The sequence below is a fragment of the Pseudoalteromonas sp. S3178 genome, assembly GCF_005886985.1.
GTDB lineage: Bacteria > Pseudomonadota > Gammaproteobacteria > Enterobacterales > Alteromonadaceae > Pseudoalteromonas > Pseudoalteromonas carrageenovora.
Genome location: NZ_PNCW01000016.1, coordinates 100,872 through 118,012, shown reverse-complemented (window position 1 = coordinate 118,012; position 17,141 = coordinate 100,872). Strand labels below are relative to the sequence as shown.

At 39.6% G+C, this 17,141-nt stretch carries 12 protein-coding genes; 2 read left to right on the top strand and 10 right to left on the bottom strand.

Going from position 1 to position 17,141, the window contains the following annotated elements:
* Positions 1–9 precede the first annotated feature (9 nt).
* The 3 genes from CWC11_RS04055 to rppH form a co-directional block, all read right to left on the bottom strand.
* Positions 10–819: a sulfite exporter TauE/SafE family protein gene (locus tag CWC11_RS04055; RefSeq protein WP_138681652.1), complete on the bottom strand. Its 810-nt coding sequence runs from the start codon at positions 817–819 to the stop codon at positions 10–12.
* 71 nt (positions 820–890) lie between these two features.
* Positions 891–3,155, bottom strand: coding sequence for a phosphoenolpyruvate--protein phosphotransferase (ptsP, locus tag CWC11_RS04050; protein ID WP_138681651.1), 2,265 nt, complete (start codon positions 3,153–3,155; stop codon positions 891–893).
* A gap of 30 nt (positions 3,156–3,185) precedes the next feature.
* On the bottom strand, positions 3,186–3,704 hold the full coding sequence (rppH, locus tag CWC11_RS04045) for an RNA pyrophosphohydrolase (protein WP_002958704.1): 519 nt from the start codon (positions 3,702–3,704) through the stop codon (positions 3,186–3,188).
* Positions 3,705–4,234: 530 nt separating this feature from the next.
* Between rppH and mutH the strand changes: the two genes are divergently transcribed.
* Positions 4,235–4,906, top strand: coding sequence for a DNA mismatch repair endonuclease MutH (gene mutH / locus CWC11_RS04040; protein ID WP_058548610.1), 672 nt, complete (start codon positions 4,235–4,237; stop codon positions 4,904–4,906).
* Between the two features lie 151 nt (positions 4,907–5,057).
* Here the strand turns inward: mutH and eno are convergent, their stop codons facing one another.
* The 5 genes from eno to rlmD form a co-directional block, all read right to left on the bottom strand.
* Positions 5,058–6,356 (bottom strand): phosphopyruvate hydratase, encoded by a 1,299-nt coding sequence (eno, locus tag CWC11_RS04035; protein ID WP_058548611.1) that lies wholly within the window; start codon positions 6,354–6,356, stop codon positions 5,058–5,060.
* Positions 6,357–6,631: 275 nt separating this feature from the next.
* A complete protein-coding gene (gene pyrG / locus CWC11_RS04030; protein ID WP_058548612.1) occupies positions 6,632–8,266 on the bottom strand; it encodes a CTP synthase in 1,635 nt (544 codons plus the stop codon).
* A 162-nt stretch (positions 8,267–8,428) separates the two neighbouring features.
* Entirely contained in the window at positions 8,429–9,226 is a 798-nt protein-coding gene (gene mazG / locus CWC11_RS04025; RefSeq protein WP_138681650.1) for a nucleoside triphosphate pyrophosphohydrolase, read from the bottom strand.
* Positions 9,227–9,228: 2 nt separating this feature from the next.
* Complete coding sequence (gene relA, locus CWC11_RS04020) at positions 9,229–11,385, bottom strand: GTP diphosphokinase (RefSeq protein ID WP_138681649.1); 2,157 nt, start codon at positions 11,383–11,385, stop codon at positions 9,229–9,231.
* A gap of 8 nt (positions 11,386–11,393) precedes the next feature.
* On the bottom strand, positions 11,394–12,719 hold the full coding sequence (gene rlmD / locus CWC11_RS04015; RefSeq protein ID WP_138681648.1) for a 23S rRNA (uracil(1939)-C(5))-methyltransferase RlmD: 1,326 nt from the start codon (positions 12,717–12,719) through the stop codon (positions 11,394–11,396).
* A gap of 110 nt (positions 12,720–12,829) precedes the next feature.
* Between rlmD and barA the strand changes: the two genes are divergently transcribed.
* Positions 12,830–15,604, top strand: a complete 2,775-nt coding sequence (gene barA, locus CWC11_RS04010; protein WP_138681647.1) for a two-component sensor histidine kinase BarA — start codon at positions 12,830–12,832, stop codon at positions 15,602–15,604.
* A 78-nt stretch (positions 15,605–15,682) separates the two neighbouring features.
* On the opposite strand, the gene pdxJ is transcribed toward barA, so the two are convergent.
* Entirely contained in the window at positions 15,683–16,414 is a 732-nt protein-coding gene (gene pdxJ / locus CWC11_RS04005; protein WP_138681646.1) for a pyridoxine 5'-phosphate synthase, read from the bottom strand.
* Between the two features lie 22 nt (positions 16,415–16,436).
* Positions 16,437–17,129, bottom strand: a complete 693-nt coding sequence (gene recO / locus CWC11_RS04000; protein WP_138681645.1) for a DNA repair protein RecO — start codon at positions 17,127–17,129, stop codon at positions 16,437–16,439.
* Between the last annotated feature and the right edge of the window lie 12 nt (positions 17,130–17,141).

Here is a 17,141-nt window from a genome sequence, read left to right as displayed (position 1 = left end):
AATAAACCTTTAGCTAAAAACCATTTTAAGTGCGATAACAACAAGCAATACCGCGAAAACTTTCTTTATTGTATTAACAGGTAAATAATGAGTTGCTTTAGCGCCTATAGGCGCAACAAACCATGATGTAATAACAATCCCAAATAACGCAGGTAAATAAACAAACCCTGCAAAACCATGTTCTAAATCGGTAACTTGCCAACCTGCACTAATATACCCAATAGAACCAAATAAGGCGATAACAATGCCGCAAGCAGCGGCGCAACCTATGGCTTTTTTTATATCTACCGAAAAATAATTAAGCATTGGAACAATAAGCGCCCCACCACCAATGCCAATTAAACCAGATAAGCCTCCCATTAGAGCCGATATAGCTCCCAAAATAGGGCCTGCTGGTAAAGGTTGCTCCAATACTGCTTTTTTGCGGGTCGACAACACCATTCTTGTTGCAATAAACACGACGCTGATAGCGAACACAGTTCGTAAAATTTGCTCAGGAATGAGGCTTGCGGCAAAGCCACTAATTAATGCCCCTAACGCAACGCCTGACATAACCCAAGGAGCTATTTCCCACGGCACATTATCATTTTTATGATGAGCTAACGCTGAAGAGGTTGAAGTAAATAAAATAGAAGCAAGTGAGGTTGCTATAGCAATCACTAAAACGTGACTTGGAGATGTAACGTCAAACGATAACAGTAACGTACTAAGCACAGGGACAATAATTAAACCGCCACCAATACCTAATAATCCTGCTAAAAAACCGACAATGCAGCCTAGTAGTGCGCAGCTTGCCACTAACAGCCCTAAGTCATACATAGTTATCTCAAATACCTATTAATGTGTGTATATTAAAGGATTATAAAGCCAATAGCATCTGCGGATTGATACTATTTAGGCGTGTAAAACAAATCGCCTAATTGATGCTCTATCATAAAGTTTCGTGTTAAACGCAATACTTGCTTAGCGGTAGATTGAGTTAAGCACTCGTTAAGTAGCTGCTCCATGTCACTCACATTTAAGCGCCTGATCACCCACTTAACTTTATTAAGTGATGATAGGTTCATACTTAAGCGCCTGTATCCCATTGCAATAAGTAAAATCGCACCTTCGGGGTCGCCACCAAGTTCACCACATAAACTAAAAGGCAATTCGTACTGCTCACACTCACAAGCCACTTTATTTAACACTCTTAGTACGCCTGGGTGATAAGGATTAAAGAGCTCAGCAACACGTGCATTAGCTCTATCTACAGCTAATAGGTACTGCGTTAAATCGTTACTACCGACTGAGCAAAAATCGACTTTTTTTGACCATTCAGGCAACATAAATACGCTAGAAGGCACCTCAAGCATTATACCAATATCAGGTCTTTCTATACTTTGCTCTGGGTACTTTTCACTTAGCTCATAATACGCTTGCTCAAACAATGCCAAAGATTCATCTACTTCATCGGTGCCACTGATCATTGGCAGCATAATCTTTAAATTGCCTAAGCCAATATTTGCTTTTAACATCGCTTTAAGCTGATCTAAAAATAGCTCTGGATGATCAAGGCTTATGCGTATACCACGCCATCCTAAAAATGGGTTTTCTTCGGTAATATTAAAATAATCTAAAACTTTATCGCCACCAATATCCAGCGTACGCATAACCACAGGGTTTGGGTGGTAGCTAGTAAGCACTTCGCGGTACCAGTTTTCTTGCTCTAATTGCGACGGAAACTGGCCTTTTTGCATAAACCAAGCCTCTGTTCTGTAAAGCCCTACGCCATCGCAAATATGTGAACTGCTTTGTTCTGTATTTAGCTCAAGCCCGGCATTTAACAGCAAGCTAATATGCTCACCATCAAGCGTTATTGATTCTGATGTTTGCTCGGCTAAAAAACGGTTATTCAATAAGCCATCTTGGTACTGAAGCTCGGTATACTCATCTATTAGCATTTGCGATGGGGAAATATATAAACGCCCAGAAAATGCATCCAGAATGAGCGGTTTACCCTCAAACTGTAATAGTGGTAAATCTTCAATACCCCAAATAGCAGGAATACCCATTGCACGCGTTAAAATAGACGCATGGCTATTAGCTGAACCATTAACACTAACTACACCCGCTAAATGCCCTTTTGGCACTTCTGCAAGCATGGCCGGAGTTAATGTATTAGCAATTAAAATAGTATTTGGTGGGTAATCTTTTATAGCGTGTTCGGTGTTTACTAAATGATGTAGCACACGTAAACCAATGTCTTTAACATCAACCGCACGCTCCTTTATATATGGGTCTTGCATGGCATTAAATTGAGAGATTAAGCGCTCTATTACAATTTTTAATGCACTTTTAGCGCACCAACCTTCTTGTAACTGTACCTCAACATTATGGCCTAAGCTTTTTGCATCAAGTAATTGTTGGTAAACATCAAATACAGCCAACGCTTCATGCGGTATCGAGTCACTTAGCGTCATAGAAAGCGTATTAAATTCTTTTCGGGTCGCGGCTACGGCTTGCGTAAACAAGCGGCGTTGCTCTGTTACATCACTGTCTTTTAAAAGCTCTATAGACTTAAAATCAAGCTTTGGCAGCACGACAAATGCTTGGCCAATTCCTATGCCCGGCGCACTCGATACCCCTTTTAAAACAGATGTTTGATGAGATGATTCATCTTGTCGCAATACTTCTTTTATTTCAGCATGCGCTAATTGTGATGCAAGTTGCGCAGAGAGCGTAATTAAAAACGATTCTTCATCTTGGCTAAAAACACGGGCCATTTTTTGCTGAACAACAATAACGCCTAATACTTTTTTTTGATGCACCACAGGCACTGACAAAAAAGCATTGTAGCCTTCTTCATTCACTTCGGGGGAGAGTTTAAATCGCGGGTGTGATTTAGCAAATGCTATATTAATTGGCTCTTCGCGCTGGGCAACTAAGCCTACTAAGCCTTCGGTAAAGCCAATTCTAAACTTACCCACCGCATCAGGATTTAACCCTTCGGTAGCCATAAGTACAAAATTGTCTTGGCTGTAATCTGCAAAATAAATGGAGCAGCACTGGGTTTTCATGGCATCTTTAACCATTTGCACAAAGCACACTAGAGCACTGTCTAAATTCGCTTGTTGCGATACAGACTCAGCAATAGACCTAAGTGTAGCCAGCATGTCCTGCTCCTTTATTCTATCTAGAAATTACTACCTTTTACTTCGCCAATGATCTTTGTGTTGTTCTCTTTTATTAAAAGGCATGGCGAAAGGAGCAAACTCCTTCATTACACGTCGATAAACATCCCGTTTAAACGATACTACCTGTCTTACAGGATACCAGTAACTTACCCAGCGCCAATCATCAAACTCTGGATGATGGGTTTTAAGCAAGTTTACATCTTCATCTTTACAACGCAGTTTTAATAAAAACCATTTTTGTTTTTGCCCAATACACACCGGACTAGAGTCGCGGCGAATTAATCGTTTGGGTAATTTATAGCGTAACCAATGTTTTGAGCTTGCGACTATTTCTACATCTTCAGGTCGCAGCCCTACTTCCTCGTGTAACTCGCGGTACATGGTTTGTTCTGCTGTCTCGCCATCATCAACACCACCTTGGGGAAATTGCCAAGAATGCTGACCATAACGTCTAGCCCAAAAAACCTGTCCCTGATTATTGCAAATTACAATTCCTACATTGGCACGAAAACCTTCGGCATCAATCACCTTAGTGCCTCATTTGTAAGTCGATTTTTAATGATTGTTCCACATTAGCTGCAATACGGCAAACACTATTATAGCCAAGCTAATTTGTAAGCTAAGTTTACGCTTTTGCATACCCCATAAAATAATGAAGTGTGAGTAAAAATTTTAAAAATAATCCACCAAAGCTATTGCGGTTATTGTTTTACTCTACTTACTCACAGTTTGTGCATAACTTTTATAAAACACGCTCGTTTTGCAAACAAATCCACAATATAAGATCTAAAAACTCGTGTTCTCCACAGAATCTGTGGATAAACATGTTTATATAGTTGTATTTATCCCAGCAACTTTTAACAGCCTTAATCAAAACTGAATGCATAACTTAAAAAAAACCAGCTAGCTCAGTAACTTAAAGTAAACAGCCCAATTTTATACATGTACAAAATTAACCCAAACAACAAGCGAGCAAAAAACGAACAACCCTAAAGATATCCACGGCTTAGCCAATTTGCTATCATGGCTATGGTATTTATTCAACCGAAATTAATAGTATGCGACCATCAAAACCACACTCAATTAACGATCTAATGCAGCGCGTGAATAACATTGCTGGATTAACACTTGGCCAACTTGCAAACCAGTATCACTTTAAAACACCTGATGATTTACTTCGTGAAAAAGGCTGGACCGGGCAACTAATTGAATATGTACTTGGGGCTACAGCAGGTTCAAAACCCCTCCCTGATTTTGAAGATTTAGGGATAGAGCTCAAAACACTCCCCATTTCTTACAAAGGTAAGCCGCTAGAGACTACGTTTGTATCGGTAACACCTTTAATAAACGTCACCGGTATGACGTGGCATACAAGCTCTGTGCGTAAAAAACTAAATCATGTTTTATGGTTACCCATACTAAGTGAGCGAGATATAGCCCCGTTTGACAGAACGATAGGCAGCGGCTTTTTGTGGCAACCAACACCTGAGCAAGATGCATTATTACAGCGTGACTGGGAAGAACAAATGGAGTTAATCGCACTTGGGCGAGTAGATGAAATATCAGGCCATTTAGGGGATGCTATACAAATTAGACCTAAGGCGGCAAACAGCAAAGTGGTTACTGATGCTATTGGTCCACATGGTCAAATTATCAAAACCCTACCACGTGGTTTTTATTTAAAAACCAGTTTTACAGGTGAGATTTTAAAACAGCAGTTTCAGCTTTAATTATACGTAAGTATTAAAAGCTTTATGTGGGCTCATTTTTACTAAATACGTACATTAGAAGGTCTACTCAAATCTCCTAATAGAAAAGTAGCTGGCATAAAAAATCCCCGCCTGAGCGAGGATCTTATAATCTTAAATTAAAGAGCTGTAATTACTGGCCTTTAACTTCTTTAAGACCATTGTAAGGTGCTTTTGAACCTAGCGCTTCTTCAATACGAAGAAGTTGGTTGTACTTAGCTACACGGTCAGAACGGCTCAATGAACCTGTTTTAATTTGACCTGCAGCAGTACCTACCGCTAAATCAGCAATAGTTGAATCTTCTGTCTCGCCAGAGCGGTGAGAAATAACAACTGTAAAGCCTGCATCTTTTGCCATTTTGATTGCAGCTAACGTTTCAGTTAGTGAACCAATTTGGTTAAACTTAATTAAGATTGAGTTAGCAATACCGTTGTCGATACCACGTTTTAAAATCTTAGTATTTGTTACGAATAAGTCATCACCTACTAATTGGATTTTATCACCCATTAGTTTAGTTTGGTGTGCAAAGCCATCCCAATCTGACTCATCTAAGCCATCTTCAATAGACACAATTGGATATTGCTCAGTAAGCTCTTGTAAGAAGAAGTTAAATTCTTCTGAAGTGAATTTTTTGCCTTCACCTTTAAGATCGTAAATATTTGCTTCTTTGTCGTAAAACTCAGATGCAGCACAATCCATCGCTAAAGTAATATCTTTACCTAACTCGTAACCTGCGTTTGCTACCGCAACTTTAATTGCTGCAAGTGCCGCTTCGTTAGATGCAAGGTTTGGCGCAAAGCCACCTTCATCGCCAACCGCTGTTGAATGACCGTCTGCTTTAAGTACTTTTGCAAGGCTATGAAATACCTCTGCGCCCATACGTAGGCCTTCGCGGAAGTTTGCAGCGCCAACAGGTTGGATCATAAACTCTTGAATATCTACAGAGTTATCTGCGTGCTCACCACCATTGATGATGTTCATCATTGGAAGTGGCATAGAGTAAACACCCGGTGTGCCGTTTAAATCAGCAATGTGCTCGTAAAGCTCTACTTTTTTAGACTGTGCAGCTGCTTTTGCAGTTGCAAGTGATACTGCTAAGATTGCGTTTGCACCTAGTTTTTCTTTGTTTTCAGTGCCGTCTAAATCTAGCATTACTTTATCAACAGCACTTTGCTCTAATGCATTTTGGCCTTTAAGCGCATCTGCGATTTCATTATTAATAAAACCAACAGCATTTAATACGCCTTTACCTAAGTAACGTGACTTATCACCGTCGCGTAACTCTAATGCTTCGCGAGTACCAGTAGATGCGCCTGAAGGTGCAGCTGCACGACCCCAAGAACCATCTGCTAAATGTACGTCTGCTTCAACAGTTGGGTTACCACGCGAGTCCATAATTTCGCGACCGATTACTTTTACGATTTCTGACATCTTGATTCCTCTATATTCCCAAAATGGTGAGTTCAGCTAACTTTACTACGTTTTGTATAGTTTATACCAATTGCATTTAATTAGTGAGCCATCATAGCGCTAAGAAAACAACTCAATAACAAGGCACAAATTATGACATATAGTTGTTCTATATGAGTAATTTTTAACGCAGTTAGTGACTTATTTATTCCGATACAATGCTCATATTTTTAATATAATGGGTATCAGTCAACCCTTAAAACAAAAAAGCCGTGCAATATGCACGGCTTTTAAAATTACGAATTAGCTTTTTGGTGAATGTGAGCCGCAGCTACAAACCCTTCAAATAGCGGGTGACCATCACGTGGGGTTGACGTGAATTCCGGGTGGAATTGCGCGGCAATAAACCATGGGTGATCTTTATTTTCGATAATTTCTACTAATTTTTTATCTTCTGATAAACCAGTAAAGCTCAAGCCTGCTTTTTCAAGCGCCTCTACAAAATTATTGTTTACTTCGTAGCGATGACGATGACGTTCAACAATTTCAGCATTACCGTATACTTCATGTACTTTAGAACCTGGTGTTAAATGACATTTTTGTGCGCCTAAACGCATAGTGCCACCTAAATCAGATTTTTCATCACGTACTTCAACCTTACCTTCAGCGTCTAACCATTCAGTAATTAAACCAACGACAGGCGCTTCTGAGTTAGCGTTAAATTCTGTAGAGTTTGCATCAGTTAAACCTGCAACATTACGCGCGTATTCAATAAGTGCCACTTGCATACCTAAACAAATACCTAGGTATGGAACTTTGTTTTCACGTGCGTATTTAGCCGCTAAAATTTTACCTTCAACACCACGTCCGCCAAAGCCGCCAGGAACTAAAATAGCATCTAAATGAGATAGTAGTTCTACACCTTTGCTTTCTAAATCTTGTGAGTCTACGTATTCAATATTAATTGTTAAACGATTTTTAAGACCCGCATGTTTTAGTGCTTCGTTAACTGATTTGTATGCATCTGGTAATTCAATGTACTTACCAACCATACCAATTGTTACTTCACCAGTAGGATTAGACTCTTGATAAAGTACTTGTTCCCACTCAGCAAGATCAGCTTCTGGCGCATCTAAATGAAAACGACGACATACAAAGTTATCTAATTCTTGAGATTTTAATAGCGCAGGAATTTTATAAATGCTGTCTACGTCTGGTAGTGAAATAACCGCTTTTTCTTCAACATTAGTGAACAATGCAATTTTTGCACGCTCGTTGTTAGGCAGTTTACGGTCTGAACGACAGATAAGAATATCTGGCTGAATACCTACAGAGCGCAACTCTTTAACAGAATGCTGAGTTGGTTTTGTTTTCACTTCACCCGCAGGGCCTAAAAATGGCACTAGCGTTAAGTGAATAAATAGCGCGCGTTCGCGGCCAATTTCAGTACCCATTTGACGAATTGCTTCAATAAACGGTTGTGATTCAATATCACCTACTGTGCCGCCAATTTCTACAATCGCGATTTCATGACCTTCAGCACCGTCGTATACGCGTTGCTTAATGTCATTTGTAATATGTGGAATAACCTGAATAGTTGCACCTAGGTATTCACCACGGCGCTCACGACGTAACACGTCTTCGTATACACGCCCTTGTGTAAAGTTATTACGACTAGTCATTTTGGTACGAATAAAACGCTCGTAGTGACCTAAGTCAAGGTCAGTCTCTGCGCCGTCTTCTGTAACGTATACTTCACCGTGTTGAATTGGGCTCATTGTGCCTGGGTCAACGTTGATGTAAGGATCCAGCTTTAATATGGTAACGTCTAAACCACGGGCCTCTAAAATAGCGGCTAGTGATGCTGCTGCAATACCTTTACCCAACGAAGAAACAACCCCGCCAGTAACGAAGATAAATTTTGTACTCATGCGAACCCTAGAATATCAGGAATTAAAAGGAATATAACACCCGAGAAAGAGACTCTGGGTATATCATCAAGACGGGGCGAAATTGTACCAAAACACGCCAGCGCAATCCAGCTAAAAATAGTAAATGCGCGCACAAAAAATGTGCATTTTTTAACATTAAACCTATTTCACTTTTTTAATGGCATCCCATGCGCTGTCCATTTCTTCTAGGCTTGCAGTATCTAAACTTTTACCTTGAGCAATTAAGTACGCTTGTACCTTTTCAAACCGCGCTGAAAACTTATCATTTGCTTGTCTTAAAAGTTGTTCAGGATCGCGTTTAACATGGCGAGCAACATTGACAGTGGCAAACAGTAAGTCGCCTATTTCTTCTGCTGTATGCTCAGATAGAGGATCGTGTTCGAGCGCTTCTTTTACTTCTAATACTTCTTCGCTCACTTTATCAAGTGCGCCATGATAGCTTGGCCAATCAAACCCTAAGCCAGCAACACGTTGCTGAATTTTTTTAGCTTTACTAAGGCTTGGCATATTTGCAGGAATATCTTGCCAAAGCGAAGTATTAACCGATAAAGCTTTTTCAGCACGTTCTTGTGCTTTAATTGCTTGCCACTGCTTTGCTAACTCCTCGTCAGTTAACGCTTGCTGCTCGTTAAATACATGAGGGTGGCGGCGCACAAGTTTAGTGCTTAGCTGATTTATAACATCATCAAAATCAAATAAGTTTTGCTCTTTAGCTATCTGGGCATAAAACACTATTTGAAAAAGTAAATCGCCAAGCTCATTTTTAAGCTCACCTAAATTATTAGTCTCTATGCAATCGGCAACCTCGTACGCCTCTTCTAGGGTATGAGGTACAATTGATTTGAAATCTTGCTTAAGATCCCACGGGCACCCGCCGTTAGGATCTCGCAAGGTTTGCATAATATTTAAAAGCTCAGTTAATGCGTTTTTATCTGTCATGTTTATTGGCTGCGCTTAGCATCGTGAACACCTTCAATCTGAAGTAGTTTTGAAAGTACACGATTAGTACCTGATAAGTCATGTACTTCTATTTGCATGGTAAATACAGCAAGCTGATCTGCGCCAACCGTATTTACGTTCATGTTTAATACGTTGACCTTTTCGTTAGCAAGCACAGAGCTTATATCGCGAATTAAACCAGAACGATCGCTGGCTTCAATTTTTATGCTCAGTGCATAAGAGCCATTAATATCGTCAGACCAACTTACTGAGATCACACGTTCTGGATGCTGTGTTTTTAAGTTATTAAATGAGTCGCAGTCATCTTTATGAACACCAATACCACGACCTTGCGTTATATAGCCAATTATTTGATCGCCAGGCACAGGACGACAACACTTAGCTACATGACTCATTAAGCTACCAACACCATCCACTACAATGCCGTTTTTATCACCCGTTACTTTACTTGGTGCTTTAAAACGTATAACCGGTTCATCTTCTGTACGATCGCTAACAAAGTTAAGCATTTGGTTTAAGCGTACATCACCTGCGCCAATGGCAACCATTAAGTCATCGAGCTCTTTAAAATTAAAGCGCTTAATGGCGGGATCTAAATCTTTGTAGGTTAAATCAAGCTTTTGTAACTCACTGTCGAGGATTTCTTTACCCGCACTTAGGTTTTTATCGCGGTCGAGCTGCTTAAACCAGTGATGTATTTTAGCTCTTGCACGTGATGATTTAATATAACCCAATGATGGATTTAGCCAGTCTCGGCTTGGATTAGGTTGCTTTTGAGTAAGTATCTCTACTTGATCACCCGTTGATAACTGATGCGTAAACGGCACTATTTTGCCAAATACTTTAGCGCCTATGCACCTGTGACCTACGTTTGAGTGAATGTAGTAGGCAAAATCAAGCGGTGTAGCACCTAATGGTAAATCAATAATATCGCCACTTGGGGTAAAAATGTACACACGGTCTTCTACTACTTGGTTTTTTAGCTCTTCGGCTAAATCGCCACCATCAACCACTTCTTCTTGCCATTGCAGTAATTTACGCAGCCAACTAATTTTTTGCTCGTACCCTGAGCCCCGTCCTGGTAATGCGCCTTCTTTATACATCCAATGTGCAGCAACACCTAGCTCAGCATCTTGATGCATATCGCTGGTGCGTATTTGTATTTCTACGGTTTTGCCCTCAGGTCCAAATACCACAGTATGAATAGACTGATAGCCATTTTGTTTTGGTGTGGCAACGTAGTCATCAAATTCTTTATTAAGATGACGCCAGTTTGTATGTACTATGCCAAGCGCGCCGTAACAATCTTGTAGACGCTCAACCACAATACGCATTGCGCGAATATCAAAAAGCTGATCAAACTCGTAGTTTTTCTGCTGCATTTTTTTAAAAATGCTGTAGATATGTTTAGGCCGCCCGTACACTTGCGCTTCTATACCGGCTTCACTTAAGCGGTTTTTTACCTGCTCAACCATGTCTTCCATATAGGCTTCGCGAGCAAGTCGTTTATCATCTAACTGTTTGGCAATGCCTTTATAGGTATCTGGGTGTAAATACCTGAACGATAAATCTTCAAGCTCCCATTTTAATTGCCCAATCCCTAAACGGTTCGCAAGTGGTGCAAAAATATCGGCTGTTTCTTTAGCGGCAATAACTCGCTCTTCTTCGTCGGCATCTTTTACATTACGTAAATGACATACCTGCTCTGCAAGTTTAATAACAACAGCGCGTACGTCTTCGACCATGGTTAATAGCATTTTTCGGATATTATCGACCTGCATAGTGCCTTTACCTTGGTGCGATAAAGTACTAATAGTGGCCATTTGCGCTACACCCGTTAGCAGCATAGCAATGTTATTACCTAGCTGCTCTTCTATGGTTTCAAGCGATATTAAATCATTTAAAAAATAAGGTGTTAAATACGCAGTAGCTAACGATTCAGGGTCAAGATTTAGCTCAGCTAAAATTTCTACCATTTCGATTGCTGTGTTTTGCCTGCTTTGGTTATCACATTTATCGCACAGGGCCTGGGCTTGATTTAGTAGCTCTGTTTTTTCCTCAGACAAGCCAAGTAACGAAAGCCGCGTGCTAAAGTCTGTACTCTCATCTTGTTGATGTGATTGTCGTGTAGCTACCATAGTGCGCTTTACCTCCGTTGAAATAACGCCATAGTTTCGATATGCCCTGTATGAGGGAACATATTCATTAGCCCAATTTTATTAAGATCAAAGCCTGCTTGCGAAATAATTGCACTGTCACGGGCTAAAGTAACAGGGTCACAAGACACATATAAAATAGTTTTAAACTGTTTCAGTGGTAATTGCTCCAAAACAGCTATTGCACCTGTACGAGATGGGTCAAGCACGAGTACGTCTAACTCTTTACTAAACCAGGGCGCGTTTTGCATATTTTGCGTTAAATCAAAACAATGAAACTGCGTATTAGTAATTTGGTTAGTTTGCGCATTTTGAGCAGCCATTGCAACAGCTGAAGTGACGCCTTCAACGCCAACTACCAATTTAGCCTGTTTTGCCAGCACTAATGAAAAATTACCAATACCACAAAATAAATCTAATAGATTTTCGTCCCCATTTAGATTAAGCCAAGTTGCAGCTTGCTTTAACATAGCTTCGTTAACTTGTGCATTAACCTGAATAAAATTACCTAAACCAAATTCAAATTTTAGATCTAAATCTTTAAGGTAATAAAATGGCATCGCTAAATGCGAATGATCAATAATGTCACTCTCGCTTTGCCATACAATAGTATATTGATGGTTAAGTGCAGCTTGCTCAACTATTGCCTTAAATTCATCGTTAATTGTTTTTGTGTGACGAATAACCACAAAGTTTTGCTCATCACTTTGGCATAACTGCAGGTGGCTTATACTGTGAAGCGCTTTATGCTGATTAATTAACTCATCAAAAAGAGTAAATACATCTGCAAAAACATCATTAAGTACCGCGCATTTATTAATACTTACAATGTTTTTAGAGCCACTGGCTCTGTAGCCTACACGCATTTTTTTAGCGGCTTTATCAAACATAACGGCAATTCGAGCACTGCGCCTGTAATGAGTTGATTTACTCAATAGCGGAGTTTGCCAATTCAGCTCTTTTAATTTAGCAAATTTATTAAATAATTGAGTAACCGCTGTTTGCTTTTCAATAACTTGCTGAGCAACTTCTAGGTGCTGTAACTGGCAACCACCACAGTGATTATAATGCTCGCAAAATGCATCTGTTCTAAATTCACTGGCGTTTATTACTTTTATTACCTTAGCACTACTGTATTTTGCTTTGTCTTCAACAAGTGTTGCTTTAACCGTTTCATTAGGTAATGCACCACTTACAAAACACACTTTATTTTTATGCTTAGCAATGCCACGCCCTTGGTGATCTATACCTGTGATATTTAACTCTAATGTTTGTTGCTTAAGCGGTTTTTTTTTCGCTTTAAAAATTTGCGCCATTAGGCATTACCTTCACTTTATTTGTAATGCACCTATGTTTAGATGCTTTAGAATGCGAGTTGAACCGTATATACTCAAATCATACTAATAATGATAATAACGCTCCCATTATGACCAAATTAGGCTTACGCGATTCTGTTTTAACACTGACCCTGATCCCAACGGTGATCATAGGATTACTACTTGGTGGCTATTTTACAATAAATCGTTACATTGAGCTTGATGAAATTTTATATCAACAAGGCGCAACTATTTCTGAGCCGCTTGCTATTGCCCTCGAGCAACCTATGCTTGAAAAAAACAAACAATTATTAAATCGCCTTATTAGCTATACACACAACAAACACTCCCCTGCAATCAAATCGATAGCGGTTTTTGATAAAAATAATGAGCTGTTAATGACCAGTAATTACCACCGCTCATTTGACAAGCTTATTAACCAGCAAACACTACAAAATTTAAAAACGACTCATGTGCAAAAAAATGCAGAGCTCATCACTTTTTTTACGCCAGTAATTAACCATACAAGTCATGATTCTAAATGGGACCCTTCGGCTTTTCAGCCATCACTTGGTACTGTAATTTTACAATTAAATAAAGACCAAGCCGTTATTGGCCAGCAACGAGCGCTATTAATTAGCGGTATTGTTATTATTTTGTCGCTGGTGTTTGCCGCTATTTTGGCACTAAGACTTAGCCGTATGTTTATGAACCCTCTTAATAAGTTAGTACTTGCCACCGACAAACTTGTTGAAGGAAAAAGAAACACTGGCTTAACCGATAGCATGATTGGTGAATTTGAGCTGCTACGAGAAGGTTTAAATACCATTGCTCACACTATGGTGATGCAAAAAGATGAAATGCAAAAAAATATTGACCAAGCAACCAGCGACTACCGTGAAACACTTGAGCAATATGAAACCTCAAATATAGAACTCTCATTTGCTAAAAAAGAAGCGCAAGACGCTAACCGAGTTAAATCAGACTTTTTAGCTAAAATGAGTCACGAACTGCGCACTCCGCTTAATGGTGTTATTGGCTTTACCCGCCAACTTTATAAAACGCCACTTAATAAAAATCAAAAAGATTACCTTGATACAATTATGCTCTCGGCAAATAGTTTAATGACCATAATTAGCGATATTTTAGATTTTTCTAAACTTGAAGCGGGTGCAATGGAGCTTGAGTCAATTCAGTTTCAACTGCGTGATGCTGTTAATGAGGTAATGACATTACTAGCGCCTAGTGCACACGAAAAACAATTAGAGTTATCTATATACATAAACCAGCACGTGCCAGATGATTTAACCGGCGACCCAACGCGCTTTAAACAAGTGTTAATAAACCTTTTAAGCAACGCAATTAAGTTTACTGAAAAAGGCTCAATTAAGGTCGATATAAGCCACCGGTTACTCGATGACGAGCGTGCTTCTTTATTGGTTTCGGTAACCGATACTGGTGTAGGTATCCCTATGGATAAACAGGATTCACTATTCACTCCTTTTGGCCAAGCAGATTCAAGTATTACACGTAAATTTGGCGGCACTGGCCTGGGCCTTATTATTACCAAGCATATAGTGGAGGCGATGAGCGGCCGTATTACATTAAACTCAGCACCAGGTAACGGCACATGTTTTACATTCAATAGTGTATTTAATTTACCAAACCATATATTTACTAACGACTTACCATCTAAATCGCTCATTGGTAAGCGTATTTTATATTTAGAGCCGCATGAACATACGCACCATGCAGTACTTTCATTATTAACTCAGTGGCAATCAAGCGTAACAGCGTGCTTTAACGAGACCAGCTTTTTAGATGCTATAAAAAATAGCGAATATAAATATGATATTTGTTTAATTGGCCATATGGCGTCTGTTGATGATATGCAGCAGCTAAAAAGCTATGTAAAAGCCGTACGCGAATCAACCGACTACTTATATTTAATGCTTAATACTGTATCGCACAATATGCGAGAAGCGTTTATAGGCAGTGGGGCTGACGCGTGTTTGAGTAAACCGCTTAATCACCGTAAGTTATGTGAAGTACTTGCTGCGCCTTATAGACTTGATCACCCTACTCATAATATTGAGCAAAATGAGCAAGCTTTATTACCATTAAAAGTGCTTGTTGTTGACGATAACGACGCTAACTTAAAACTTATTTGTACGTTATTAAAAGAGCAAGTAGAGGTTGTAGAAACCGCTCATAATGGCTCTCAAGCATACAGCTTAAGTAAAAGTCATAAGTACGATGTGATATTTATGGATATACAAATGCCAATAATGGATGGCATTACCGCATGTAAGCTTATTCGCGAATCATCATTAAATGAAGATACACCTATTATTGCTGTAACAGCCCATGCGCTTCACAGTGAAAAAGAACAACTTTTAAAAGATGGTTTTAAAGGCTATTTAACTAAGCCTATTGATGAGGATATGTTAAGCCAAATTATTTGCGATCATAGCCCACAAACACCTATAAACCGTGATAAAGCTAAAATAGATATTCCACAAAGCCCTGCTCCATTTCAAAGTACTCGAATTGACTGGGCGCAGGCATTGCAACGTGCTGGCGGCAAAAGCGAGTTAGCACTCGAGATGCTTAATATGCTACTGCTAAGTGTGCCTGAAACACTCACACTCCTTGCTAAAGCTATTGAAAGTAATGATTGTAAGCAAGTACTTAGTATAGTGCACAAGTTTCATGGTGCATGTTGTTACACTGGCGTACCTAAGCTTAAATCACTTGCAGAAACCATTGAAACATCACTTAAAAGTGAATGCATACTAGAGAATATTGAGCCTGAGTTATTTGAATTACAAGATGAGCTTGAAAACCTACTTGCTGATGCAAATGTGACTGAGCTACAAAGATAAGCATAAATGTTAGATATAAAAAACGCGGTATTTACCGCGTTTTTTACTAAGATTTTTAAATGCTTATGTAGATTCGTATTACATTCTTGCTTCAATCATTAATCGTTTCATGTCACGAACAGCTTTATCGAGCCCATCTATCGCTGCGCGAGCTATAATAGCGTGGCCAATGTTTAGCTCGTATATTTCGGGCATTTCAGCAATTGGCTTAACGTTATGATAATGAAGGCCATGTCCTGCATTTACAATTAAGCCTATGCTTGCTGCATATTTAACGCCTTCGCGAATGTGCTCAAGCTCTTTATGTAAGTCAGTGTCATTAGTAGCGTCGGCATATGCGCCAGTGTGTATTTCAACAAATGGAGCGCCACATTCTTTTGCTGCGTCTAACTGCGCTTTATCTGCATCAATAAATAGCGATACTTTAATACCCGCATCACTAAGAGTTTTAGTCGCAGCTTTAATTTTATCTATATTGCCAGCTACATCTAAGCCACCCTCAGTCGTTAGCTCTTCACGTTTTTCAGGTACTAAACACACATATTCAGGTTTTACTTCAAGCGCTATTTTAATCATTTCATCAGTAACGGCTGTTTCAAGGTTCATACGTGTTTGAATCGTTTTAGCCATAACATAAACGTCACGGTCTTGAATATGGCGCCTGTCTTCACGTAAATGAATCGTAATGCCATCAGCACCTGCGTGCTCAGCTACACTGGCTGCGTGAGCTGGATCTGGGTAGTTTGTTCCACGTGCTTGGCGAAGTGTTGCAATATGATCTACGTTTACACCCAAAAGAATATCTTTCATTGTTCTACCTGTAAAATTACGTTTATTGAGAGGCCATAAATAGCTCACGGCTTTTTAATGGTTTACTACCTAGTAAGGGCTTTAATAAATAGCGACTTAATTGCTTTGCCATATATAGCACATCGCTTTGGCTAAAGTCATGATTTGCAATTGCATTAAGCTGTTTACCACTAAATCCTGAGCGCACATCGTCTTGTATCAAAAAACCAAGCTCAGGGAAATAGCTATACGTAAGCGCTTCGTCTATTGGCTCACCGCTTGCGTCAAAACTAAAATCAACACCGTAGCCCAAAAGCTCTAACAATTGAAACTCGTATGAACGCAGCACAGCTTGCAAATTAGCACCGCTATTAAGGTTACCAAGGTGAGATTTGTAAAGTTCAAATACTTGTTCAATGGGTTCATTAACAGGCACAATACGATTAGTTAATTCATTTAAATAAAAACCGCAGTATAACTCGTCGCCTTTTAAATAATGCGGGTTACCATGTAATTCAAATTTATTGATATATTTTAAATCATACTTGCCGCTGTAGTGGACAAGCAATGCCTGAAACGGCTGAAGTTGTGCTTTATGCTTAGTAGCCTGGCGGCCACTAATTCGCGCCAGCATCCTTAACTGGCCAACGCCCTCTACCAGCATATCAAGCATTACTTGGGAGTCACTATAAGGACGCCGATGTAACAAATACGCTGTGTAGAAGTCGCTATCCATTCATTAAGCTAC